Origin of the sequence: Sorangium sp. So ce1504 (genome assembly GCF_051521635.1) — a bacterium.
In the GTDB taxonomy this organism is placed as follows: domain Bacteria; phylum Myxococcota_A; class Polyangia; order Polyangiales; family Polyangiaceae; genus Sorangium; species Sorangium cellulosum_B.
Window position 1 is genome coordinate 2,566,185 of sequence record NZ_CP150365.1, and the last position, 23,968, is coordinate 2,590,152.

The following is a 23,968-nucleotide window of genomic DNA, read 5'->3' on the forward strand; positions in this document are numbered from 1 at the left end:
TCTCACCGGCGTTCCAGCGCGACGCCCTCGACGCAGCGCCAGCGCTCGGTCCGCCCCTCCACGGCCCACAGCTCCAGCCGGTCGGCCCGCCACACCCCGTGCGCGAGCGCAAGCACCCGAGGATCCGCGGCGAGCTCCTGGCGGCGCGCGGCCGGCAGCTCGCCGTACACGAGGCTCACGTGCGGGCGAAAGGGGGCCTCGCTCGCGCCGAGCGCCGCCTCGGCCGCGCGGCGCAGCGCCGCGAGCGGCTCGGACGGCGTCACGTCGAGGAACACGCACTGGTGGCGGGTGCTGCCGGTGGCGGGGCCGCGCGCCTCGAGCGCGACGGGGCGGAGCGCGCTGCCGTCGCCGCGCAGCCCGCCGAGCTTCGCGGCCAGCGCGCCGCCGTCGCCGCGCAGCCCGCCGAGCAGGGTGAGGTGGGGCGCGAACGCCGGGCCCCCGGTCTCCCGGGCGAGCGCCTCGATGAGCTCCTCGAGCCGCGCGGCCGGCGCTCCGCCGGGGATGAGCCACAGGGCGAACGCTGTCTCTTGCGCCATGGCCGACACCCTTTGCGCCGCCGCGCCTCGCGGGCAAGCCGCCGCGCGCCGGAGCTCGCGTGAGCGCCCCCTCCGGCTCACGGCCCGCTCAGGGCGTGCGCAGGGGGGCGGTTCGCGGCCGATGGTTCGGATCGAGCAATGGGACGCTCCTCAGCCGAGCGCCGCGCGCAGGCTCCGGTAGAACGCGTCCGCGGCCCCGCCCTCGGGGATGCCCGCCGACCCGCCATCGTTCAGCTCCACCAGCATCCAGCCGCCCCCTTCCTTCTCGGCGACGTCGGCCGCGTAGAAGCGACTGCGCACGTGGCCGAGAACAGGCGCGAGCACGTCGGCGCTCGGCGGCTCACCCGGATAGTCACCGTCGGCCCAGTACGGTGCCGCGTAGAACGGCCGGCCGTCGAGCACGAAGAAGCGATGCTCGTTCACCAGCGGCAGCCTGCTCTTCGGGTGCAGCCCGATGCGTCGCAGCGCGACGAACTCGCGGAAGACGAGCCCGCCGACGACGTGGTCGTCCTGGAGGCGGAGGAAGTTGCCCACGACGCGCCGCACGTTGGCCTCGTCGTCCGCCGCCGGGATGAAGCACGCGTCGAACCACTCGTGCTTGCGGGACTTCACATAGTCCTTGAGGATCACGGCGCCCGATCCGAACGCCTCTCGCACGTGAACGACGACGGCTTCGAGGTCGAACGTGGAGCCCGGGATCCAGATCGACCGCGCTGTGTGCTCGGCGCCGCCGATCGCCTCGTACCACGCCGGCAGGTGATAGCAGTGCTGGTACGCTTCCGGCTCCGTGATCAACCGCCGGCCACGCGCGGCGACGACCTCGCTCATGCATCGATAAGCATCGAGGCCCAGGAGCCAGCCGCGGTAGATCACCTCGCCCGAGCCTTCCGGCACCCGGCGGAGCTTCACGTCGCCGCCGAGGAACACCTCGAGGTCGATGAAGCCGACGTCGAAGCCTGCGCTGGCGGCATGCCGGGCTTCCTCCTCGAAGGCGCTGTCCGGCGTGGTCGGGTGCAGCGGGTTGCTCGGGAACAGGACGAGCGGGGCTGGGAGCATCTCGCAGACTCTATCCGATTTCAGATCGCTCGTCCGTGGCCGTCGAGCTCAGCTCTGGGCTGCTCCCTCGACATCCATCCACGTTCCGCACATGGTGCAGAGCTTCGCCGAGGCATCGAGCAGGAAGTCACAGCTCGAGCAGTGCCTCTTTCCATCGGGACGCGGCGGCATGGGCGGGCGGGGCGGCGGCGGATTCCAGTTCCACACCATGGGCTCGGGCGGTAGCCAGGGCGGTGGAGGTCCCTCCCAGCCGTTCAGCGCGATCGGCGCGCCCGCCCTATCGCCCGGCACGCAACGCAGCGCCGGCCCGCCGAGCTGGTCGCGCCGCGCCCAGAAATCGCCGTTGCTCATCCGGGACCGCAGCTCCGTGCCGCGCACGCTCGAGGGCAAGAGCGGCCGGTGCGCACCCATTGCCAGGCTGAGCGTGATCGGGGCTGGTCAGTGGTGGATGCTCGTGGGCTCCCCACTGGTGAACGCAAAGCAAGACCGTCCCATCGGAGTCCAGTATCTGGCCGAAATCATCATGGGCGGGGTTCGTTTCCGGTTGACCGAACAGCGACTGATACCACTTGAAGCTACGAGCAACATCAGCAACACCGATGATTGTCCACGTGCGTTTCATCGCTTCCTCCTGCGGCCTGGCGTCGGCCGATGCGCCGCAGGCGCCCGTCGGATACACCGGCAGGTTGGGCGGCGTCAGCGTGCGCCTCGGAGTGAACCCGCGAGCTGCCGCGTGAGCTCCGCCGCTGGCACTTCCTTGCACCCGCTGGCGTTTTGCCCCGCCCAGAGCGGCGAGAAGTCGCCGCTGCCCTGGCTTTCGGCCTTGGCGCGCAGGGGGGCGATGGCCGACGTCGCCAAGGGGAAAGCTGGCGCGGCGCCGCTCATCGGCCCAAGCTCCCTCATGAGGCGGTTCACGATGCCCCGAGCGGGTCGCCCGGTGAAGAGGTTGGTGAGCGCCGTGATGCTGGCTGCGCCGCTCGCGAGGGCCGCGCGATGCACCAGGCTCGTGGTGGCCTCCGGGCACAAGAGGTAGGCCGTCCCGATCTGCACGCCGGCCGCACCGAGCGCGATGGCGGCTGCGACACCCCTCGCGTCCGCGATGCCGCCCGCGGCGATGACGGGGATCTTCACGGCGTCCACGATCTGCGGCACCAGCGCGAAGGTGCCGAGCTGGACGCTGAGATCGTCGGACAGGAAGCTGCCGCGATGACCGCCCGCCTCGATGCCCTGGGCGATGACCGCGTCGACGCCGCGCGCCTCCAGCCAGCGCGCCTCGTCGACCGTCGTCGCAGAGGACAGGATCTTCGCGCCCCAGCGGCGCACCCGCGAGAGCAAAGCCTCCGAGGGCAGGCCGAAGTGAAAGCTCACCACAGCAGGTCTGAGCTCGTCGAGCACATCAGCGGCCTCATCGCTGAAGGGCAACCGGCCGGGGCCGGTCGGGATGGCGCTTGCATCGACGCCGAGCTCAGCGAAATACGGCAAGAGCCGGGCACGCCAGATCGCTTCTTGCTCGGCGTTGGGCTCGGGCCGCGTGTGACAGAAGAAGTTCACGTTGAACGGCCTCGTTGTCTGCGCTCGGAGGGCTGCCAGCTCCTTGCGCAGGGCGTCCGGACCAAGCACGGCGCCGGGCAGCGAACCGAGCCCACCAGCGCTGGAGACCGCGACCGCGAGCGCGCTGCCTTGCACGCCGGCCATGGGGGCCTGGATGATTGGAAGATCGATTCCAAGGAGCTCCTGCAGCGCCGTCATGAGAATCTCCAGATCCACTGCCGAGGCAGCGTCCAGCTTTTGTCCTTTTTCCGCCCAACAGAGAGCGTTCGGCCGTGGGACCTGAGCATAAGCGAAGGGCCCATCGGTGGTAGCGCTTGGCGGGCTTGGCTGTTTCGATGCAGGCAAGCTACTATTTGATATCTCTTGGGCAGGGGCGGGCGGTCGAGTTGCAGAGCCGTGGGGCAGCGACGACGGACCATTCCGGGCACAGCCGGCGTGCAACAGCAGTATCACGAGTAGCGGTGCTTGTGTCGTCTTCATGCGCAGGTTGGTTAGTTTGTCTAACTATCAGTCGATTGGTCAGCCGAAGCCGCAGGACGAGGTCTGTCCAGTGGACAGTTCGGTAAGTCGTTCAACATGGTCGTGGAGCAGAGCCGTCCGATCGCGGCTCGCCGCCGGTGTGCGGCGCGGCTACACTGCGCGGCCCGTGGACTCCGTGATGGACCGCATCGAGGCGATGGTCGCCTGGCTCCGGCAGCGCCGGTGGGCGCACCTCGCCGTGGTGAACCTGCGCATCCTGATAGGCTTCGCGTTCCTGCCGGCGGGGCTGAAGAAGATCCTCGGCGAGCCGTTCACGGATCCGGGGAATCGCGGCCCGTTCCACGAGTTCTTGCACGCGTTCCACGCGACCGGGCACTTCTACACGTTCGTGGGCGTGGTCCAGCTGGTGGCCGCGACGCTGCTCATGACGCAGCGCTTCGCGACGGCCGGCGCATTCATGGCGCTGCCGGTGACGGGCGCGATCCTGGCGTTCTGCTGGAGCACGGCGGTCGTCCCGACGGCGACCGTCGTCACGCTGATGTTCGCGGGCCTGGTCGGGCTGGCGCTGTGGGACGTCGAGCGGTGGCGCGGCGTCCTCGACGCGCCGGACGCCACGCCGCGGGCCGCGCGTGCCTCGTCACCAGCGCCGATCGACCTGCGGCTGTGGAGCCTGTGCGGGGCGGCCATCCTGGCGGCGTACCTCGCGACGTGTCTGCTCAGCGGCGGCATCTACCGGCCGCGGGGGCCCGCGTTCGATGAGCCGGGGTTCTACGTGCTGATGGCGCTGCCGCTGTTCCCGATCGTGACCGCGCTCATCGATCGTCGCCGGCGCGCGGGGCGCTGACGCCCCGGTCAGGGCTTCGATCCGATCGATCGTCTGCTGGAACGTCCTCCCGCTGGCGGTCGCGCACTGCATGAACGCGCTGTTCTGCCTCTCCCGGCCGCGCTGCGCGACGAAGCGAAACACGTGCTACCGCGGGAAGTCGGACGGGAAGCGAACCGCCATGGCGGTCCTTCTGCTGAACCGGGCAACTCCCGCAGGTGGGCTATCTACCTGCGGCTTCCTTCAGCGCCACGACAGCGCAAAGTGGGCTCGATCCAGCGAGATGCCCGCCTCCTCGAGCAGCGCCTGATCGCGCCGCGGCTGGTTCATGAGCGCGATCAGGTCGACCATGGCTCCGTGGAGCTCGCGGAGCTTCTTTTTTTAAATACGTGTATTTTGCACAAATGTTCTTGACGCTCCGAAAGGGGTGACTATATGCATAGTACACATATCTGAAACGCAGTCGAACAAAACGTGGCTCCTTACCAAGCGCCCGGGCCCTCCGCTCGTGAAGGGATCCGGCTGCCCGGAGGTCTCATGCCTGCTTCAGTACGTTCGCGTTCCGTCGCCCGAGCCTCGCTGTCCGCCCTCGCCCTCGCCCTGCCAGCCGCCGCCTCGTTCACCGGCTGCTCCGCGGGCGACGGGCCCACGGAGCCCCAGGCGACCGGGAGTAGCCCCACGTTCCACAAGGACGTCGAGCCCATCCTGCAGAAGAGCTGCATGGGCTGCCACTCGGCGGGCAATATCGCGCCCTTCAGCCTTACCGCGTACGACGACGCCAGGGCTGTCGCGGCGCTCATGGTCCAGACGACCAAGGCAGGCACGATGCCGCCCTTCGCCGTGCGTGACACGGACGAGTGCTCGACCCGTCACGCGTGGAAGGGCGACATCCGCCTCTCCGAGGAGGAGATCAGCACGCTGGAGGCCTGGAGCAAGGCCGGCACCCCCAAGGGTGATCCGAAGGACGCGCCCGCCTCGTTCGTGCCGAAGAGCCCCGACCTGCGGGGCATGACCCTCGAGGTTCATCCGAACGAGCCCTACGTCACCTCCGGTGAGCAGGACGAGTTCCGCTGCTTCATCATCGATCCCGGGCTCACCGAGGACCAGTACCTGAATGGTCTACAGATGGTGCCCGGCAACCACAAGGTCGTTCACCATGGGATCATCTCCATCGATCCGGAGGGGAGGTCCGCGAGCCTGGCCGGCCCCGACGGGAGCTTTCCGTGTGGCGCCGGCGAGGTCGCGAATGGCGCGGAGATTGGAGCGCTCCAGATGGTCACAGCCTGGGCTCCCGGCGCCGACCCGGTCGATCTGCCCGAGGGGGTGGGTCAGCTGATCCCGAAGGGGTCGCTCATCATGATGCAGATCCACTACCACCCCGCCGGCACGACGGCCGACCCGGACCTGACGCGCATCCAGCTCAGGCTCACCAAAGAGAAGCCGAAGTACGGCTTCCTGTACCACCTGATCGGCAACTTCGATGATCCGGTCGGCGAGCTTGGCTTCGGGCTGCTACCGGGTCCGGGCGACAAGAACGGCGTCGAGTTCCTGATCCCCGCGGACAGCAAGGACCACGTGGAGACGGAGCAGTTCACGGTCCCGGCCCCGGACTCGCCCGGATCGCAAGAGATGCCGTTCCCGCCGGGCACGCGCATCTATGGGGACTTTCTGCACATGCACTACCTGGGCTTCGACGAGAAGGTGACGGTCACGCGGGCGAACGGCTCACCCGATCAACCCAAGGAGGAGTGCCTGGCGCACGCGCCGAAGTGGGAGTTCGGCTGGCAGCGCTCGTACTCGTACGACGCGCCCATCGAGACGCTCCCGACGCTCGAGCCGGGCGACGTGCTCCGGATCCGGTGCACGTACAATAACTCGACGGAGAACCCGTACGTGGTCAAGGCGCTCAAGGAGGCGAAGTTGATCTCGACGATCGACGTGGCCTACGGCGAGGGGAATACGTTCGACGAGATGTGCGTCGCCGGGCTCTCGCTCGTGTACCCGATGCCCTGACGGGAGCGGAGGCGCGAGGAGGTCAAGGGCATCAGGGGAACGTGGCGTCCGCAACGTCGTCCCTCTCGCCCCTTCCTCGCATGGCCGAAGAGCGCCTCGAGGAACCGCGCCGGCGCGCCCGGCGAACTTGACACAGTGTAAACTATGCCCCATGTTGACACCATGTCAAGCAAGGACGGGGAAACCCGCGCCGTGATTCTCGAGGCCGCGCGCCGGCTGGTGACCGAGCCGGGGCGTCGCGGCGTCTCGATGGCGGAGATCGCGTCGGCGGCCGGGGTGTCGCGCCAAGCGGTCTATCTGCACTTCGAGACCAGGACCCAGCTCTTGGTCGCGCTGGTGCGTCACGTCGACGAGGTGCATGGGTTCGCCGACCTGGTCCGAAAGTGCGAGCGCCTCCCCGACGCGCGCGCGGTCCTCTCCGAGTTCATCGGCGCGTGGGCGGGCTACGTCGCCCACATCACCGATGTGGCGCGGGCCATGCGGGTGGCACGGGCCACGGACGAGGACGCGGAGCTCGCGTGGCGCGACCGCATGCGTGGTTTCACGGGCGTCTGCGCGGGCTTCGTGGCGCGGCTTCAGGCCGAAGGCGCGCTTGCCGACGAATGGTCGGCGTCGGATGCGGCGGACTTCTTGGCCACCCTCCTGTCGATCGGGAACTGGCAGGAGCTCATCGAGGAGCGGAGCTGGTCCCGGCCGCGCTACGTCCGCGCGATGCGCCGGAGCGTGGAGCAGAGCCTGCTCAGGCCGATGGAGATCAAGACGGCACCGAGGAGGCGCTCGTGAGCGGCGCGCAGCCGGAGCTTTTGGCGCAGGGCTCGGTGGAGATCGGGCGGCCCCTGCGCGAAACGTTCGCGTACGTGTCCAACATGGAGAACTTCCCGACTTGGTTCCCGGGCGTCGCAGCCATGCGCGAGCTCGACACGCTGGAGCACGGGCAGGTCGGCAAGCGCTACCGGGAGACCGTGCGCATGCCCTTCGGGCGCACCGGCACGATCGACATCGAGGTGAAGGAGGCGCGCGTCGGGGAGCGTCTGCTGACCGAAAGTGAGGGCTTCCTCTTGGCCCGCATGAGTGTGGACTTCGAGGCGCTCTCCGACGACGAGACGCGCGTCGAGTGGCGCATGGTCAGCCGCAACCAGCGGTGGTGGTTTCGCTGGCTTGTGGTCCCCCTCCTGCGCCGCGTGATGCGCGGCCGAGCGCGCGACGGACTGCGTAAGCTGCGCGAGAACCTGGAGCGCGATCCGTCGTGAATGGTGCCGACGTTCGAGCGCACCTCGGCGCAGCGGCCTCGCAGTGAGCCGCTCCTCTCTGTCGTGATGCACGATCACGCACGAGGCCGCTCGAGGCAACCGCTACGACGACAAATCTCCCGCGCGCTCGGTCGAGAGCGGCAGCTCGACGCAGAAGGTCGAGCCCCGGCCGACCTCGCTCGACACGCGAATTCGGCCGCCGTGTGCCTCGACGATGGTGCGGGTGATGTAGAGGCCGAGCCCGAGCCCCCCGTAATGCTTGGACGAGACGCCGCGGCGAAATCGTTCGAAGAGCTGGGCCTGCACTTCGGCCGGGATCCCGATCCCACGGTCCGTCACCGAGAGCCGCGCGACCCGATCTTCCCGGGTGATGGCGATTTCGATCGGCTGACGTTCCCCGAACTTGAACGCGTTGGTGAGGAGGTTGGTCACGACCTGCTCCAGGCGGTGCGGGTCCCACCGGCCGATGACCGGCTGCTCCGCGCGCACGGCGACCGCGCTGCCTGACTGCGCGATCTGATCGCCGAGGTGGGCGACGACCTCGTCGACGAGCGCGCGCAGCTCGACGGGCGCTGTGTCCAGCTCGATCCTCCCCGCCTGGATCCGGGAGACGTCGAGGAGCATATCGACGAGGTCGGTGAGGCGCTTGGCCTGGCGGACAGAGAGGGCGACCGCGGATCGCACGCGCTCGACGTCCATGCCCTGCGCGAGCCTTCGCCCCAGCGATTGAATGGCGAGCTGCAGGCTGGTGAGCGGGGTGCGGAGCTCGTGCGAGGCGATAGAAAGGAAGTCGTCCCGCAGGTGCACGGCCTCCTCCGCTGCCGTGCGCGCCCGCCGCTCGTCCAGGAGGAGCCGATCGCGCTGCTGCTCGGCGCGCACGCGCGCGGTGATGTCCCGGAAGCTCCAGACCCGCCCGACCACGCGCCCGCCGAGGCGCTGGGGCTGCGAATAACGCTCGAAGACGCGCCCGTCCGCGAACGGGATGGCATCGAAGCCGGACTCCTCGGGCGAGGCATAGAGAGCGCGGATCCTTTGCAGGAACGCCTCGGGATCGAGGACCTGGTCGCAGACGAACGTACGGAACGTGTCGTCCGACCCGGTGGAGAGGATCTCGTCCGGGATGCGCCACATCGCCGCGAACCTGTGATTCTGACGCACGACGCGCTGCTCGAGGTCGACGACGAGGATGCCGTCCGTCGTCGATTCGAGCGTGGCCTCGAGGAGCGAGTAGGAATGGCGGAGCACCTCCTCGGCGCGCCGCCGCTCCGCGTTCTCCTGCTGCAGATCCGCATAGAGGCGCGCATTCTCGATGGAGTTGGCCGCCTGGGCCGAAAGGAGCCGGATCACCTCGACGCGATCGGGGGTGAAGGCAGAGCGGGTGAGGTCGTTCTCGAGATAGATCACGCCGGCGAAGCGGCCCTTGTAGACGATGGGCGCGGCGAGCGAGGAGCGCGGCGCACCGCCGGCGAAGCAGGGATCGCGCCCGAACGGCCCGTCGATCGCGAGGTCGTCGAGCAGGACGGTCTCGCGCGTCCGCGCCACGTACGTGACAACGCTGTCCGGCAGGTCCTTGCGGCCCTCGAGGGGCGCCGCGCCGAGCACGTGGACCGACGCATCCCGGATGTGGTGCTCGGCCTCGACGACGAGCCGTCCGTCACGCAGGAGCAGGAGGACGCCGCGCCGCGCGCCGGCGTTTTCGACCATGATGCGCATGAGCGCGTCGAGCAGGCGGTCGAGGACGATCTCGCCCGAGATGGCCTGGGAGGCCTTGAGCACCGAGCCGACGTCGAGCGCGGCGCCGGCCTGCGGGCTCCTCTCGCCGCGGAGGCTCTCGCCGGGGACGAGGTCGGGGTACGCGCGCTCGAGGCGCCGCATCGCCTCCGTCGCGCCCCAGCGGCCGTACGCCCTGTGCGCCTTGGTGAGGTAGGCGCCGGCGATGGTGGTCTTGCCGAGCGCGCGGAAGCAGAGGCCTGCGAGCTCGTTGCCGAGCGCCTCGTCGTGGAGATAGCCGCCGCGCTGCGCGAGCGCGATCGCCTCGTCGTAGCGGTCCCCGGCGGCGCGCGCGTCGCCGCGGGCGCGCTCGAGCTCGGCGAGGAGGAGGGCGCGGCGGTGCGCCACGTTCTCCGGGCAGAGGTCCGCCCAGCGCGAGAGTTTTTCGGCGGAGACCTCGGCGCGGGCGAGAAAGAGCGCGCGCTCCTCTGGGGAGACGACGTCCGCCGCCTGCGTGAACGCGATGCCTGCGTAGCAATGGAACGCGGGGTTGCCATGCCAGGCCGCCACGGCCGGGATTTCGATGTTCGGCAAGAGCGCGGCGCGCGCCGCTTCCTCGAACGCCCCCTGGAACACGCAGAGGACGACGATGTAGAAGTGGGCGAAGAAGAACGAGGCCTGGTTGTCGATGCGGCGGGACTCCTCGATCACCTCGTCGATATCGACCCACGCCCCCTTGAGCGTGGCGGGGCGCTCGGCCTCGACCGAGAGCTGGTGCGCGATCTGTCCGACCGCGCCGACCGCCCAGGTGATGGCATTGAACTCGTCGAGCTTGCGCATCGGCTGGTAGCTCTGCGCCTCGGCGAGGAGGTCGGAGAGCGGGAGGCCGCGCAGGAGGCTGTTCGTGATGCCATTGACCGTGTTGTAGAATGACCAGATGTACTGGCCCGTCTCGAGCCCGGCGTGCATCCCGGCGACCAGCGACGCCTTGCAGGCGGCGTAGCCCTCTCGCCAATGCTGCACGAAGGCGCCCCACATATTGCAGAGCATCGCCTCGGACTTCTTGTCCGTGTAGCGGTCCGCGAGGTCGATGGCGGCGCGGCCGAAGCGGTAGCCGAGCGCGATGTCGCCGCGGGCGCAGAGGAGCATCCCGAAGTTCATGCAGCCGAAGATCGAGTTCTTCGAGAGCCCGTGGCGCAGCGTGTTCTCGAGGATCTTCGCGACCGTGATGCCGAGGTTGTTCGTGGCCAGGAAGTAGCAGGGGAGAAAGAGCTCCTGGAGCACGTCCTGCATGGCGAGGATCTCCGGGTTCGCGAGCGGCGGCAGGCCTGGCAGCGCCTCGAGCGTCCTTTCCCGGACGAGATCCATCGTCGCCCGCACCTGGGCGTCGAGCATGACGTCGTCCGGGAAGGGAGGCAGGTCGATCCCGAACGGGCGCAGGGCCTCGAGCCCCTCCGCGAGCGCGGCTGGCAGGTCGTTCTTGAGCACCTGCACGTTCATCTTGAGCCGGAGCACCTCGGTGCGATCGAGCCGGCTCGCGGCCCGCTCCAGGCCATCGGAGAGGATCGCGAGGGCGTCGTCATGCCGGCCGCAGAGCGAGAGCATCAGGGCGGTTCTCTTCGCGTACTCGAGGCGGAGCGGGTACTGTGACGCCCAGGCGTCCTCCGGAAGGCGCAGGAGGCCGAGCTGCAGGTAGTGCAGCGCGGCGCCGAAGGCGGCCGAGTCCTCGGCGCGGCATGCGGCCTCGAGGCTCATGCGGGCGAGGTGCAGGCGCTCCACGGGGTCCGACACGAGGTCGCCTGCGCTGTTCAGGTGGCCGACGACGTCGAAGAGGCTCTGGCTCTCCGAGAGATCCAGCTTGTCCGCGAGCAGCCGGCCGATCCGGAGGTGGAAGGCCGGTCGGTCGGCCTCCGGGATCATGGCGTAGGCGCCCTCCTGCACCTTGTCATGGGCGAAGCGGTAGCCGCCGCGCCCGGCGATCACGAGCCCCTCGCTCATGGCGGGATCGAGGCGGGCGTACGCGTCTTCCGGCGAGCACTCGTTCACCACGGCGAGCACGTCGAGGTCGAACCGGTTGCCGATCGCCGCGGCCAGGTTGAGCGACTTCACCGTTGCCGGCGGCAGGCGCGCGATGGTGCGCACCATGAGGTCTGCCACGTTGTCCGTGTACCCGAGCGCGTCAATCGAGGCGAGGTCCCAGCGCCAGCCTGATCCGGCTGCGTACGCCAGGGCGCCGTGGTCGTGCAGCGACCGGACGAACTCCTTGACGAAGAACGGGTTGCCGCCGGTCTTCTTCTGCACCGCATCGGCGAGCGGCCCGCAGTCGCTGCGCTTGAGGCTATCCGAGAGCATCTCGATCAGGTGAGGGCGCGCGAGCGGGGCGAGGGCGATGTCGCGCACGACGAGCCCGGCTTGCTCGAGCTCCTCGATCGCCAGGACGAACGGGTGCTCGGGCGATACCTCGTTGTCACGGTAAGCGCCGCAGAAAAAGAGCGCATCGAGCGAGTCGTCGGCGAGGAGCGCGCGGAGCAGCCCGAGGCTCGCGGGGTCGATCCACTGAAGATCGTCGAGGAACAGGACGAGCGGGTGCGTGCGCCGCGCGAACACCGAGACGAACAGCAAGAAGCACCGGTTCAGGCGGTTTTGCGCCTCGATCGGGCCGAGCGCCGGAACGGGCGGCTGCGGGCCGATCAGGTGGGAGAGCGACGGGATGACGTCGCAGACGACCTGCGCGGTTGGCCCGAGCGCCTCGAGGAGCGCGCTCCGAACGCGGAGGATGCGCGCATCGCTCTCGGTGAGGATCTGCCGCACGAGGCCGTCGAACGCCTGGATCACCAGGCTGTAGGGCGCGTCGCGGTTGTATTGGTCGTATTTGCCGCTCGTGAAATAGCCCTTCTGCCGCGCGAGTGGCTTCAAGATCTCGTGCACGAGCGAGGACTTCCCGATCCCCGAATAGCCGGAGACGAGGACGATCTCACGGTTCCCCTCGAGCGCGCGCACGAACGCGGCGGTGAGCGCCTCGATGTCCTGCTCGCGGCCGTAGAGCTTCTGGTGGATCCGGAAGAGGTCCTGACGATCGCGCTGGCCCGCGACGAATGGCTCGATCGTCCCCGTGCCGCGCAGGGCCTCGCGGCAGCGCTCGAGGTCGGCGAGCAGGCCCTCGGCGCTCTGGTAACGCTCCTCGGTGTTCTTCGCGAGCAGCTTGAGCACGACGTCGGAAACGGCCTCGGGGATGGTCGGATCGACGCGGGACGGCGGCGCGGGCGCGAGGGCGAGGTGCGCGTGAATCAGCTCCATCGGGTCCAGGGCCTCGAAGGGGCGCTGACCCGTGAGCATCTGGTACAGGATGACGCCAAGCGCGTAGAGGTCGGTCCGGTAGTCGACGCCGCGGTTCATGCGGCCTGTCTGCTCGGGGGAGACGTAGGGCAGCACGTCGGCGATGACCGCCGGCGCGTAGAGCCGTTCGTGCGCGTGGGTGACCTCGGCGTCGACGCCGAAGCCATTGATCTTGACCGCGCCGCGCGCGCCGACGAGCACGTTCTTCGGGCGCAGATCGCGGTGGACGAGCCCGGCCGCGTGCATCGCGGCGAGACCTTCGGCGAGCGCGGCCGCGAGATCGAGCGCCTCGCCGACCGGCATCCTGCGTGACGGGCGCGCGGCGAGGATCCGCGCGAGATCGCGGCCCGGGAAGTCCTCGAGGACGACGATCAAGGAGCCGGCGAGCGCCTCGACGCCGCGCAGCGCGACGAGGCGGGGCGAGGCGATGCGCGCGATGCGCTCGTACTGGTGCTTGAAGCGCGCGATCTCGGCGCCGGTCGATCTTTCCGCGCGCAGGACTTTCAGCAAGACCGGAACGCCGTCGCCCTCGCGGCATGCGCGGTACAGGGTAAAGTCGGCGGTTTCCTCGATCTTCTCGCGGAGCGCGTAGCCTCTCTCGACGATCATCGAAAACCTTGCTCGCTCGCTCGTCAATGCGACGCACTACAACCAGCCACTTGTATATTCCAAAGGGTGTGACCTGGCACCGGCGGAGTTTGGCCCACGCCCAGCTCGTGCGACTCTTGGGTGTGCAGGCGCGTGAGGTCGTCAGGAAACTCCGAACGCCGCGCTGGAGTCCGGACGCTCGGCGCACCCCTTGGCGTCGCCGCTGGCTCCAGCCGAGCAGCCGAATGGCGCATAGTACGCCGATTTCAAGGGGGATCGCCGATGACGTCTGGGAGCTGCACTACGGCCCGGTTCTGCTCGCGCAGGTCACCCTCAAGAACAAGGAGCTGCAGCTGGTCAGGGCGCGGTGACCTGCGCGAACTCACGCCGACGATCTCGACGTAGGGCGCCATCAGGATAGACGGAGGCGCCGTGCTCGGCGCCTGCTCACCTCGGTCATCTCACCTTCCCGGGCGCGGCTCCAGCCGGAGCCACACGCCGCCAGACGTGCGCAGCGTGGTCGCGACGTGCAGCCGCGTCGTCCGCCCCGGCACCGCGCTGACCCGGTAGCGCTGGAGGAGCCGGGCGAGGATGAGCTGCCCTTCCATGAGCGCGAACTCCTTGCCGATGCACTGGCGCTGCCCGATCCCGAACGGGATGAACGCGAGCGGGTGCCGGGCGCGCGCGCGTTCGGGCGTGAACCGGCCCGGGTCGAAGCGCGTCGGGGCCTCCCAGTGGTCCGGGTGCCGGTGCAGGACATAACTCATGACGCCCACCAGGGTGCCGGCGGGAATGTGGAAGCCGTCGATCTCGTCGTCCTCGATCGCGGTGCGAGGTATCCAGTACGCCGGCGGGTAGATCCGGAGCGCCTCCTGCACGACCGCGAGCGCGAGCGGCAGCCTGGAGACGTCCGCGAAGCCGGGCCGCCTGTCGCCGAGCGCCGCATCGACCTCTGCCGCGAGCGCCTCCAGGAGGTCGGGGTTCTCGACAAGGAAGTGGAGCGCCCACGCGAGGGCGACCGAGGTCGTCTCGTACCCGGCGAGGAACATCGACAAAGTCCTCACCCGGGTTGAGTCCGTCGGGGCCACAATCCGGGTTGGGGCCGGCGAAGCCCGTCCCAGCGGCGCGGCTGAAGCTCGCGCCAGCTCGCCGCGGCGAGGTGCGGCTGCTCGACGGTGCCGGCAACCTCACCCTCCGCTGGCCGCCTCAGGGGAGCGCCCCGCCGGCCCGGGCCTCGTCGCCAGAACACACGGGGCCCGTGCACGCCGCAGATCGAGAGCACGCGCACCTCGGGCGGGTCCTGCTCGTGGTGCTGCGTCGGGAAGGCCAGCCACTCGGCCGCCAACGCCGCGCCGCAGAAGTCGCAGGGGCCGAGCCCTCGGGACGCCTCCCGCACGCCATCGACGCACGAGAGCCGGCCAACGCACGCCTGACCGCAGGCCCACAGGACACGGGCCGCCGGCGGGACGTGGTCGTCGGCGACCGCTGGCAGCACGCTCCATGCGGTCGAGCTCCGCGCCTGGCAGAAGTCGCACGGACCGGGGGCGCGGAAGGTCTCCTCGAGGCAGTGCGGGTCGACGCTGGCAACGCACTCGTCAACCCCTGCAACGCCGTAGAGCCAGCCGACGGGGCATAGCCGGCCGTGGCGCCGGCGCCCAGCCTCGCCGCAGACGTCGCACCGGGTCTCATCGCTCATGCGTCGCTGCTCCCTGCTGAGTCGTCGTCTCGCGGCGGGGGGTCCTTCGCCCAGTGGTTCAGGGCACGAAGCATCCACAGCACGAGGCACGGGGGCACATCCCTTGCGATCGTCCGGCCCTCCTCGTCCACGATCGCGCTTCGGACCTGGGACCGGCGGAAGGCGTCCCAACGACTAGGCGTGTGCGAGACCTCGCCGCCGCTGCTGCTCAGGCGCAGTCCCGCAAACGCCTATTCGTTGGCGGGAAATTCTTGACAGGTCGGAATGGCTTTGCGCGGGCTGTCATGAGCTCGCTCGGCTCGACCTCGCCTCGCGGCCAGCCTGGTCCACCTGCCCCGAGCTCGAGCCCCCAGCGGAGCGCCCCTCCGCCGTCGCCCACGTTTCACGTGAGGCACCGCGCGCAGCTCGTGTCCGGGCCGCCGCAGGCGCCCGCGCAGCGGGGCGAAGCGCCTGGACACGAGCGAGCACGGTGCCACCGCCCGCAGGCGACGGCGGAGATGCGCCGACGTCACCGGTGGGACCGGTGCGGTCGGCACCTGCGAGGATCTGCGGGGACGAGGTTGCGACGCCACGTTCCCAACATGCCTATCCTCCCATGGGAGAATATGGGTCGTTGGGGACTTCCCCGTTGCCCAGGGTACCCTCTCGACCCTGGCTCCACAGCCCGAGCGGCTCGCGACTCAGAAGGTGCCGCCGAGGCCGAAGGTGACGCCGCCGGGCGCGAAGCCGATCTGGGGCTCGAGCCGGAGGCGGGTGGAACGATAGCTCTCCGGTTCGCTTTCCTCGTACGGGAGGACGGCGATATCGACGATGTTGGCCGCGAGCAGGCCGAGGCTGCCGCCGAGGATCGCGCCAGTGACCGAAGGATCGAACCAATCACCTTCATCGGCCTTGCCGGCGGTCTCCGCTCCGATCAGGCCGCCGACCAACGTGCCCCCGATGTTGATGCCGAGGCTGGCCAAGGCCTTGCCGGAATTGTCGTGACCGCCGTGGATGATCGGGCCGCCGAACGCCATGCCGCCGAGGCTCACCAGGAGGAGCTCCGGGGTCTCGGCGCCGATGGCGAAGGGCATGAGCAGGAGACTCCCGCCGAGCACGATGACGTGCTTCCAGCCATACCAGACGAGCCGCGACGTGCCCTTTGTGCCCGGGCACTGATTCCCGGGCTGCCATGGGCCAGCGCGCCAGCCGTCGGGCGGCGGGGCGTACCCGGGCGGCGGATACCCCGCCTGTGGCATGCTCCTCACGCCTGACGGAAGCTGAGATGGTACGCCCCCCGCCTCTCCCGCAGGCTGCGCGAGCGGCGCGGGCGGGGCGGCGCCAGCAGCCGGCGGCACGACGACCGGCGGCGCCGTGGTCGAGTCCGCCGCCGCAGGCCGAGACGGTGGTGCCGGCGAGATCTGCGGCGCGGAATCGGGCGGCGGTTCCATCGCGCCCGCCTGACCCAGCGCCAACACCACGGCTGCTTCGCAGCAACCCCCTAGTCCATCGCGCACCCTGATCGTCACCTCGCCGCCCGCCAGGTGTCGAACGAGGTGTCGCCGTCGAGCACGCTGACGCTCGACGCGACGGGCGCGCTGGTGGGCGCGGTCAACGACAGCCGGCAGGCGTACGTTGAGCGCGCGCCGGGGGCCTGCCACAGCCGCGAGGTGGCGGCGGAGAACGGGCTGGTCACGTCGGTCGTCGACGGCGCGGCCTGCAGCCTCTAGCGGTCCTCTGGCCGCTACCAGACGCCGCGCCAGGCCGGCGGGCGCTCGTCGTCGGCGAGGTAGATGACGCGCACGCCGGCGTCGAGGCCGCGCAGGTGCCAGTCCAAGATCTGGAACGGGTCGCGCGCCCGGACGTAGCCGAGGAAGTTGAGGCCGATGGACAGGGCGCGGCCGTCCTCGAGGACGAAGGTGCCGGCGTCGCCGGAGTGAAGCACGGGGTAGACGACGGCGGTGCCGGCGAGGGCCTCGATGTATGGCGCGTGGTGGACGGCGTCCATCTGCTCGAACGGCGGCCCGAGCGCGACGTCGAAGCCGCGGTGCTGGGTGATGCCGCCGGCGGCGTAGGGGACTCGGACGCGCAGGCCGCCGAACGACGCCAGGAAGGCTTCCGCGTACGCGTGGCACACGAAGCCGGGCAGGTGCGCGTCGGAGGGCAGGGGCACGCGACGATCGGGCGTCCAGCCGGCGGCCACGAGGGCATTGAGGACGGCGGGGTACGCGGCGAGACGCGCGGGGAGATCGAGGTCGGACATCGAGCCTCTGCAGGGGTAGCAGATCCGCGGCGTGCGCGGCGCGGCGTGGCGGGGCGGCTACACTGCGCGGCCCGTGGACTCCGTGATGGACCGCATCGAGGCGATGGTCGCCTGGTTCCGGCAGCGCCGGTGGGCGCACCTCGCCGTGGTGAACCTGCGCATCCTGATCGGCTTCGCGTTCCTGCCGGCGGGGCTGAAGAAGATCCTCGGCGAGCCGTTCACGGATCCGGGGAATCGCGGCCCGTTCCACGAGTTCTCTCATCGATCGTCGCCAGCGCGCGGGGCGCTGACGCCCCGGTGCCGGCCCGCGGTGCACCGTCGGGGTGTTCGGTGTGCCGCTCATCGTGCCGCAGTAGAGGTGCCCCTGCAGTTGTGTCATGCGCCGGCGGCACGCTCCAGCGCCACGACGATGTCGCCGAGCGGCGCCGCGAGGTGGAGCCACGCCTCGCCGCCCACGCGCAGCGCGGCGAGCACGTCGTCCGCCCGGCCGGGGAACGCGCCCAGCGAGCGGGCCGGGCCGCCCTCGTCGACCGCGAGCACGGCCACCTCGTTGTCAGCGCGCGCCACGACGACGAGCACACCGGTATCGGTCGCGCCCAGCCAGACAGGGCGGCCGCCGAGCGCCACGTTCCGGGGAGCGCCGCGCTTCGGCACCTCGTGCAGGAGCCCGCGCGGAACGTCGCAGCCCCAGAACGAGCGCAGCCGCAGCGCGGCCGGCAGCGCGCCGCCGAATGCCTCGTAGGCGTCGCAGGCGTCGTAGCCGGGGTCGAGCGGGAGCAGGTCGGCGCCGTTCGGGACGAGGCGGGCGAGCGCCGCGTCGCGCGCCTCCGCGAAGAGCCAGAGGGCGCGGCGCAGGCGGCCGGACGGCCAATTGAAGAGCGGACCGATGCGGGAGCGGATCTCCCCGCCTTCCACCGAGATGCTGTGTACGCCGCTGCGCCGGAGAAAGAACAGGCTGCCCTCGCGAGCGGCGAGCGGGCTCCCGGGGGCGAGGAGCCTGGCCAGCTCGGTGGTGCCATGGCCTCTCTCCAGCCGCGCGAGCTCATGACCATCGATGCCGAATGCGCGGGCACCATCCGTGCAAAGGCGATTGAACCGCCCCCCCGACGACGCCGCGACAAACTCGGTTCCCGGCGGGGCGAGGTCGCCCTCGCCGAACAACAGGCGTCTGGCGCGAACGATGTTCTCCTGAGCACCGGAGTCCCGAGCCGCGGCCAGGAGCGCCTCGCGCACCTCCAGCGGCATACGCTGCTCGATTCCCCATCGCGTGCGCCAGGTGATCTGTTCGACCAAGAATCTAGTGATCCCTGTGCGCGCCGCGGCGGGTACACCCGCGAGCGCTGCCTCGAACACCACGTGGGCATCGATGCTGCAAAGCATCGTCTCAGGCACCGCCTCGAAGGCATACGCCTCGTCCCAGCGACCCCGGCGCGCGCCGTACCAGGCACCGAGCGCCCAGGCCATCTCGGCCGGCTCGCCTCGGGCTGCGCGTAGAGCTTCCAGGGCCGCGCCATACGCCTCGGCGTCGAGCACGGCACGCCCCTCCTGCCAGAACGCATCCACGTACCGGCGGAGCTCCGGCGGCGCGGCGGCACGCCAGGTGCTCAGCGCAGAGGCGATCTCGGGAGCGCAGCTTCGCTCCAGCGCTCGCAGCGGCTCGTCGACACCGTGCGCCGCGAGCCACGCCGCGAGCATCGCAGGCTCCTCCACATCGGCGAACTCACTCCACGAGAGCAGCCGCACGGTGCAATTCCCTTCGATCCAGAGCGTGCCAGACGGACGACAGGCACGTTCGAACGTGAGGGTCACCCGGCGTGCGCAGGCCGCGAGGCCAGCGCGCGTGCTCTTGCGGAGGCGGAGCAACTGGCGGAGCGAGCCGAGTTCGGAGCGACTGATGCGGATCCAGCGCTGCTTGTCGCGGACGAGCCACGCCGCCGTGGCCTCATCGAGCACGCGATCGATGTCAGCCTGGTTCGGCGGCGGAGAAGGAACTATGGGCCACACCGCCATGAGTTACGTTTCCGGCCCCACGGGGGTGTAGCCCTCCGGACCGCGGGGGGACTCGGCTTGGTGTCCGATGGCCCGAGTGGCGGCGTCCCCGCGACCGGTGGAGGCGCTCCGAGGCCCCCGCTCGGCAGCGATGCCGCCGCGGCCAGCCTGGCTCTTCTTCCCCCTCTCGAGCGCCCTCCCATCTACACCGCGTATCTGCATCTGCCGCCCCAGCTGTCATTATGCGCCCGCGGCGCCCTCCAGCGTCACCACGATGTCGCCGGGCGGCGCCGCGAGGCGGAGCCACACCTCACCAGCCACCCGCAGCACGGCGAGCACGTCATCCGCCTGGCCACGGAACGTGCCCAGCGAGCGAGCCGCGCCGCCTTGATCGACCGCGAGCACGGCCACCTCGTTGTCATCGCGCGCCGCGACGACGAGCACGCCCGTGCTGGTCGCGCCCAGCCAGACAGGGCGGCCACCGAGCGCGACGGTCCGGGGAGCGCCGCGCTTCGGTGCCTCGTGCAGGAGCCCGCGGGGAACGTCACAGCCCCAGAACGAGCGCAGCCGCAGCGCGGCCGGCAGCTCGCCGCCGAAGGCCTCGTAGGCGTCGCAGGCGTCGTAGCCGGGGTCGAGTGGGAGCAAGTCGGCGTCGTTTGGGACGAGGCGGGCGAGCGCCGCGTCGCGCGCCTCCGCGAAGCGTGGCAGCGCATGGCGAAGGCGTAACGCCGGCAGGCCACAGAGCGGTCGCAGGTCTGGGCGAGACTCACCCTCTTCCGTTACAATGCAGCGCCTGCCGCTCGGGTCGAGCACGAGCACCGCGCGATTGCGGATCGCGATAGGTGTGTCTGGCCTGAAGACGGGGCACACCTCAAGGACCCCGTGGTCCTTCTTCAGCCGCACGAGCCTCCAGCCGTCGATGGCGAAAACCCGGCTGCCATCCGTGCAAAGGCGGCGATAGGACGACGACGTTGCGGCAACGAGGGTTGTCCCCGGAGGAACGAGCGCACCTCCTGACGCCAAGCCTGCGGGCGTTTGGCCGCGCCCTGGCTCAGGGCGCGGTACGGCTACACCGTGCGCGGTGAGCCATGCGCGGAGTGCGCCAGGCGCGTCCACGTGCGCGGCGGTATCCCATCCAAGCTGGATTGATAGGTCTGCGCCTATGCGGAGCGCGGCAAGTGGCCGCCCATGGCGCTCGAACTCCACCGTGACTGGCGCCAGCGCGTCCTCTTGTAGATCTGCGCCTTCGCTACGCGGGGACATACCTCCTCGCAGGCGAAGCAGCGGACGAAGCGCGTCGAGCTCCGAACGAGGGACGCGAGCGCGGCGGCGATCGTTTGCGACGAGCCACGCCGCCGTCGCGCTGCCGAGGGCGCGGTCCACATCCGCTTGCTGCGGAGGCGGCGAAGGCAGGATGGGCCATACAGGCATAGGGCTATCGCTTCGGCGCTGTGGGCACGTACTTCCCGCCGTGCACCGTTGGGTTGTTCGGTGTGCCGCTCATCGTGCCGTAGTAGAGGTGACCCTGCTTGTCGGTGATGTACTCTTTGTCTTCGATGACGAAGTCGGAGCCGTCACTCTGCTTCGCGGTAGGAGACCAGAAGTTGTACCACGGCCGCGGCTTGACGAAGGTGATCGGATGCTTTGTCATCGGTGTTCCCCTCCGCGCCGCCCCGGGATCATCGGCCAGAGCGCCCCACACCGTCGCTCCCGTCTGATTTGCAATTCCCTGGGTGATGCTAGGCGCGTCGTTCTCTCCGGGAGTCGCGCCGTTGCATATGGTAGTGTCCACGCGCGCGCCCTTGCCCTTGAACCCTGCCTTGTTGAGCTGCATCCCAATCTCGTCACCCGTGGCGTAGCCACCCTTCTTGCCCTTCCACTGTGCGCGTCCAGGCGCTCCATGCGTCGTGACGAATACATGGTTTTCGTTGGCATCAATCATGTTTGCGCTCTTTCCCGTCCCCGAGAGCCTCTGCCAGATTGAGGGTGACTTGCCGAGCTTGTCGCTCCGGATGACCTTCGCGTCCGGATACTGCGCCTTCATTTGTCGGATGGTATCTTCCATCACGGGATCGCCCGGCGATCCATTGATAATGGTCAGCAGTCCGAGCGGATCGATGAAGATTGTCGGGTTCGGGACGTACCCCACGTCCTGCAGCGTGGAGAGGAGGGCGAGCGGATCGGGCGTCAGGAAGACATGGAGATCCGGCGCATAGTAACGATGCCTGTTGTAATGGAGACCCGTCAGATCATCGGCGCGCTGCCCCGCGAAGCGCAGCTGCCCCGGCTGCCCCGTCCTCGACGCCACCTCGCCCCACGTGCTCATCTCGATCGTGGAGCACTGCAGATCCGGCGCCGCGTAGAGCCACGGCGCCGCCGCGGCGTCGGTGAGCACGAGCTGCCAGGCGCCGTCGGGCCCGCTTTCGAGGAGCGGCGTGAAGCCATCGTCCGCGAACACGCGCCGCACAGGCGCGCCCGAGGAGGGGAGCTCCTCGACGATGCTGTTGCCGTCCCAGCCGAACCAGACGCTCGTGCCGTCGTTGAAGCCCACAGCCAATCGGCGGCCGAACGGATCGTAAAGATAGCGGATTTCGAGCCCGTCGCCGCGCACCGCTTGGATCAGCTGGTTGTTCTCGTCGTAGCGGTATCGCCAGCTCTGCAGCGGGTCGTCCGCATGCCGCGCCGCCAGTCGGCCGGCGCTGTCCCAGCTCAGGCGAGCTCGCCCGTTCGCGATAGGCCGCCCATCGCGCCCGAGGGCGAAGAGCACGTCGGCTGGCACGGCGGTGCCCTGCGGCGCGTAGGTGAACCGCTCGCGCACCTCGAGCCCGTCGGCTTCGACCGGCCTCCCCATCACGTCGAGGGCGTAGCGGCGGGAGCCGCGCTGCGCATCGATGATCCTGGCGAGCGGGCCCAGCCGGCTCCATTCGAACGCTCGCGCCTGCCGCTCGGTGCCTTTCGCGTCGAGCAGGCGTACGAGCGTGGGCAGACCGAAGGGATCTCGATCCGTCGCGACGCAGCAGGGGGCGTCGAGCCGCCGGCGCTCGATCTCCCATCCACGCGCGTCGTACGCGAATTCGAGGCACGGGAGCGCCGCGCCGGTGCCTGCGCGGCCGGCGTCGCCCCCCGCGAGCCCGGTGTCGCCTCCGAGGAGCGACAGGCGCGTGGGCTGTCCATCCTCCGGCCGCCGCACGAGCCCCACGCTCCATCCGGTGGAATACTTGCGCTCCACGAGCGTCCCGAGCTCGTCGTACCGGTACTCCACCGCATAGCGCCAGCCAGACGCCTCCTGCACCTCGCGCAGCACGCGCCCTTCCGGGTCCCGCTCGTACGAGACGGACACCCCACCGACCTCGGCGTACAGGAGGCCCCCGCGGGTGTCGTAGCGGAAGCGCTCCCGCCGTCCGGTCGAGAACTCCTTCTCGACGATCCGGTCCTCCCCATCGCGGGTGAACCGGATCCGCAGCCCATCCCGGGTGAGCGCGGCGATCTGGTTTGCGCCGTCAACCTCGTATTCGGTCGTGATCCCTGCGAACGTCGTCTCCCTCGCGATGTTGCCGGATGCATCGTACTCGCGCACGTACCGCTCGCCGGCGGGGTTCTCGATCCATCGCAGGCGCAGGAGCCCGTCGTATCCGAAGCGGAAACGACCGCCGTCCGGACGGATCCGCTCGACGAGCGCGCCTGCGACGTAGCGGCTCGTCGAGATCGCGCCCTCGGTGGTGCGCTCTTCGATGATCTGTCTCATCGCGTCGGTCACGAAGGTAGTGCGCCTGCCGTTCTCCTCGACGATCTCCGCGATCTCGTTCCGGCTGTCGTAAAAGAGCTCGTAGGTCTGGCCGCTCTCGCCCTTGATGCGCACGGGCTGCCCCCACAGATCCCACGTGTATTCGAAGGTGACGCCGATCGTGTCCACGTGGCGCGCGAGGTTCGCGTGCGCGTCGTACGAGAACGTCTCGGTGGCGCCGCCGGGATGGTCGACCTGGGTCACCAGGCCCGCGGCGTTCAACGACCATGTCGTCACGCGGCCTGCCTCGTCGACCTGCTCGATCTTTCCGCGCTCCCCTTCGCGCTGGATCGTGCGCGCGCCATCCTCGTGGATGGTGATGGACTGCTGCGCCCCGTCGTCGTAGCGCCGTCGCAGCGCCGCGCCGCCGGGCTTGACGATGCCGGTGAGGCGGCCGAATACATCGTATTGCCTCCGCCGCGTCCGTCCTGCCCATATCGCGCCTCCCTTGCGGTAGTTGCGCGCGTTGTCGCGCAGGACGTGCTGCGCGTGCCTGGGGTGGTTCAGCGCGACGATCCGCGCGAGCCCGAGATCGCTCGTGTACAGATCGCCGAGCTGCTCTCTCGCCGAGACGAGGTAATCGAGCCGATCCTTCAGTAAATGCGGGAGCACGCTGACGAGCGGAAAGCCACGCGCCGACGGCGGCGCGCTCGCGTGGGCGGCGGCGCGGGCGGGTGTGCTGGAGAGAAGATCCGGCTGCATCATGGCCTCGTCAAGGTAAGGGGCGTATCCGAAGGAAGGGCGGTATCCGAGCCGCTCGGCGGACGGGCGCCGCTGCGCTGATCGGACGAGAGTACATGCGCCCGGACCCCGGCGACGAGGACTTTGGAAAGGCTCCTTCGCGGCGCGCCCTCGCCGCCCACAGCGTGGACGCGCGAGGCTCACGCAACGGCGTGAGCGCCCGAGGGTCGATC

Annotated in this window: 18 protein-coding genes; 6 read left to right on the forward strand and 12 right to left on the reverse strand. The window is 69.8% G+C overall.

All coding sequences use genetic code 11. The annotated features are described in order from the left end of the window. Window positions 1-2: 2 nt before the first annotated feature. The 4 genes from WMF39_RS09915 to WMF39_RS09930 form a co-directional block, all read right to left on the reverse strand. Window positions 3-536: a 2'-5' RNA ligase family protein gene (locus WMF39_RS09915; protein WP_437745290.1), complete on the reverse strand. Its 534-nt coding sequence runs from the start codon at window positions 534-536 to the stop codon at window positions 3-5. Window positions 537-686: 150 nt separating this feature from the next. Beyond that, window positions 687-1,592: an ATP-grasp domain-containing protein gene (locus WMF39_RS09920; protein ID WP_437745291.1), complete on the reverse strand. Its 906-nt coding sequence runs from the start codon at window positions 1,590-1,592 to the stop codon at window positions 687-689. A 48-nt stretch (window positions 1,593-1,640) separates the two neighbouring features. Then, the gene (locus WMF39_RS09925) at window positions 1,641-1,943 is read right to left on the reverse strand and encodes a hypothetical protein (RefSeq protein WP_437745292.1); all 303 of its coding nucleotides are present in this window, start codon (window positions 1,941-1,943) and stop codon (window positions 1,641-1,643) included. A gap of 345 nt (window positions 1,944-2,288) precedes the next feature. Continuing rightward, window positions 2,289-3,341, reverse strand: coding sequence for an NAD(P)H-dependent flavin oxidoreductase (locus WMF39_RS09930; protein ID WP_437747960.1), 1,053 nt, complete (start codon window positions 3,339-3,341; stop codon window positions 2,289-2,291). Between the two features lie 448 nt (window positions 3,342-3,789). Here WMF39_RS09930 and WMF39_RS09935 point away from each other — a divergent pair, with 448 nt between their 5' ends. From WMF39_RS09935 to WMF39_RS09950, 4 genes are all read left to right on the forward strand, one after another. Beyond that, a complete protein-coding gene (locus WMF39_RS09935; protein ID WP_437745293.1) occupies window positions 3,790-4,467 on the forward strand; it encodes a hypothetical protein in 678 nt (225 codons plus the stop codon). A 516-nt stretch (window positions 4,468-4,983) separates the two neighbouring features. Then, window positions 4,984-6,459, forward strand: coding sequence for a hypothetical protein (locus WMF39_RS09940; RefSeq protein WP_437745294.1), 1,476 nt, complete (start codon window positions 4,984-4,986; stop codon window positions 6,457-6,459). A 162-nt stretch (window positions 6,460-6,621) separates the two neighbouring features. Further along, window positions 6,622-7,242: a TetR/AcrR family transcriptional regulator gene (locus WMF39_RS09945; RefSeq protein WP_437745295.1), complete on the forward strand. Its 621-nt coding sequence runs from the start codon at window positions 6,622-6,624 to the stop codon at window positions 7,240-7,242. Beyond that, a complete protein-coding gene (locus tag WMF39_RS09950) occupies window positions 7,239-7,709 on the forward strand; it encodes an SRPBCC family protein (RefSeq protein ID WP_437745296.1) in 471 nt (156 codons plus the stop codon). Before WMF39_RS09945 ends, WMF39_RS09950 begins: the two co-directional genes overlap by 4 nt. 102 nt (window positions 7,710-7,811) lie before the next feature. Here WMF39_RS09950 and WMF39_RS09955 read toward each other — a convergent pair whose 3' ends face one another. Further along, on the reverse strand, window positions 7,812-13,364 hold the full coding sequence (locus WMF39_RS09955; RefSeq protein WP_437745297.1) for an AAA family ATPase: 5,553 nt from the start codon (window positions 13,362-13,364) through the stop codon (window positions 7,812-7,814). A 224-nt stretch (window positions 13,365-13,588) separates the two neighbouring features. Between WMF39_RS09955 and WMF39_RS09960 the strand changes: the two genes are divergently transcribed. Next, on the forward strand, window positions 13,589-13,714 hold the full coding sequence (locus tag WMF39_RS09960; RefSeq protein WP_437748162.1) for a hypothetical protein: 126 nt from the start codon (window positions 13,589-13,591) through the stop codon (window positions 13,712-13,714). A 90-nt stretch (window positions 13,715-13,804) separates the two neighbouring features. Here WMF39_RS09960 and WMF39_RS09965 read toward each other — a convergent pair whose 3' ends face one another. The 3 genes from WMF39_RS09965 to WMF39_RS09975 all read right to left on the reverse strand — a co-directional run bounded on the left by WMF39_RS09965 (window position 13,805) and on the right by WMF39_RS09975 (window position 16,112). Next, a complete protein-coding gene (locus tag WMF39_RS09965) occupies window positions 13,805-14,392 on the reverse strand; it encodes a cytochrome P450 (RefSeq protein WP_437745298.1) in 588 nt (195 codons plus the stop codon). A gap of 11 nt (window positions 14,393-14,403) precedes the next feature. After that, entirely contained in the window at window positions 14,404-15,039 is a 636-nt protein-coding gene (locus WMF39_RS09970; RefSeq protein ID WP_437745299.1) for a hypothetical protein, read from the reverse strand. Window positions 15,040-15,719: 680 nt separating this feature from the next. Continuing rightward, window positions 15,720-16,112, reverse strand: coding sequence for a hypothetical protein (locus WMF39_RS09975; RefSeq protein WP_437745300.1), 393 nt, complete (start codon window positions 16,110-16,112; stop codon window positions 15,720-15,722). 462 nt (window positions 16,113-16,574) lie between these two features. On the opposite strand from WMF39_RS09975, the gene WMF39_RS09980 reads away from it, so the two are divergent. Continuing rightward, window positions 16,575-16,748, forward strand: coding sequence for a hypothetical protein (locus WMF39_RS09980; RefSeq protein ID WP_437745301.1), 174 nt, complete (start codon window positions 16,575-16,577; stop codon window positions 16,746-16,748). Window positions 16,749-16,762: 14 nt separating this feature from the next. Here the strand turns inward: WMF39_RS09980 and WMF39_RS09985 are convergent, their stop codons facing one another. The 4 genes from WMF39_RS09985 to WMF39_RS10000 all read right to left on the reverse strand — a co-directional run bounded on the left by WMF39_RS09985 (window position 16,763) and on the right by WMF39_RS10000 (window position 23,756). Beyond that, a complete protein-coding gene (locus WMF39_RS09985; protein ID WP_437745302.1) occupies window positions 16,763-17,281 on the reverse strand; it encodes an SUKH-3 domain-containing protein in 519 nt (172 codons plus the stop codon). 375 nt (window positions 17,282-17,656) lie between these two features. After that, window positions 17,657-19,291, reverse strand: coding sequence for a hypothetical protein (locus WMF39_RS09990; protein ID WP_437745303.1), 1,635 nt, complete (start codon window positions 19,289-19,291; stop codon window positions 17,657-17,659). A gap of 219 nt (window positions 19,292-19,510) precedes the next feature. Further along, window positions 19,511-19,915 (reverse strand): hypothetical protein, encoded by a 405-nt coding sequence (locus WMF39_RS09995; RefSeq protein WP_437745304.1) that lies wholly within the window; start codon window positions 19,913-19,915, stop codon window positions 19,511-19,513. Between the two features lie 790 nt (window positions 19,916-20,705). Then, a complete protein-coding gene (locus WMF39_RS10000; protein ID WP_437745305.1) occupies window positions 20,706-23,756 on the reverse strand; it encodes an RHS repeat-associated core domain-containing protein in 3,051 nt (1,016 codons plus the stop codon). Between the last annotated feature and the right edge of the window lie 212 nt (window positions 23,757-23,968).

Coding starts and splice junctions, on each gene's coding strand:
- WMF39_RS09970 (WP_437745299.1), bottom strand. CDS start 15,039: ATGAGCGATGAGACCCGGTGCGACGTCTGCGGCGAGGCTGGGCGCCGG.
- WMF39_RS09985 (WP_437745302.1), bottom strand. CDS start 17,281: ATGTCCGACCTCGATCTCCCCGCGCGTCTCGCCGCGTACCCCGCCGTC.
- WMF39_RS09975 (WP_437745300.1), bottom strand. CDS start 16,112: ATGCCCTTCGCCATCGGCGCCGAGACCCCGGAGCTCCTCCTGGTGAGC.
- WMF39_RS09925 (WP_437745292.1), bottom strand. CDS start 1,943: ATGAGCAACGGCGATTTCTGGGCGCGGCGCGACCAGCTCGGCGGGCCG.
- WMF39_RS09960 (WP_437748162.1), top strand. CDS start 13,589: ATGGCGCATAGTACGCCGATTTCAAGGGGGATCGCCGATGACGTCTGG.
- WMF39_RS09955 (WP_437745297.1), bottom strand. CDS start 13,364: ATGATCGTCGAGAGAGGCTACGCGCTCCGCGAGAAGATCGAGGAAACC.
- WMF39_RS10000 (WP_437745305.1), bottom strand. CDS start 23,756: ATGCAGCCGGATCTTCTCTCCAGCACACCCGCCCGCGCCGCCGCCCAC.
- WMF39_RS09940 (WP_437745294.1), top strand. CDS start 4,984: ATGCCTGCTTCAGTACGTTCGCGTTCCGTCGCCCGAGCCTCGCTGTCC.
- WMF39_RS09965 (WP_437745298.1), bottom strand. CDS start 14,392: ATGTTCCTCGCCGGGTACGAGACGACCTCGGTCGCCCTCGCGTGGGCG.
- WMF39_RS09920 (WP_437745291.1), bottom strand. CDS start 1,592: ATGCTCCCAGCCCCGCTCGTCCTGTTCCCGAGCAACCCGCTGCACCCG.
- WMF39_RS09930 (WP_437747960.1), bottom strand. CDS start 3,341: ATGACGGCGCTGCAGGAGCTCCTTGGAATCGATCTTCCAATCATCCAG.
- WMF39_RS09990 (WP_437745303.1), bottom strand. CDS start 19,291: ATGGCGGTGTGGCCCATAGTTCCTTCTCCGCCGCCGAACCAGGCTGAC.
- WMF39_RS09915 (WP_437745290.1), bottom strand. CDS start 536: ATGGCGCAAGAGACAGCGTTCGCCCTGTGGCTCATCCCCGGCGGAGCG.
- WMF39_RS09945 (WP_437745295.1), top strand. CDS start 6,622: ATGTCAAGCAAGGACGGGGAAACCCGCGCCGTGATTCTCGAGGCCGCG.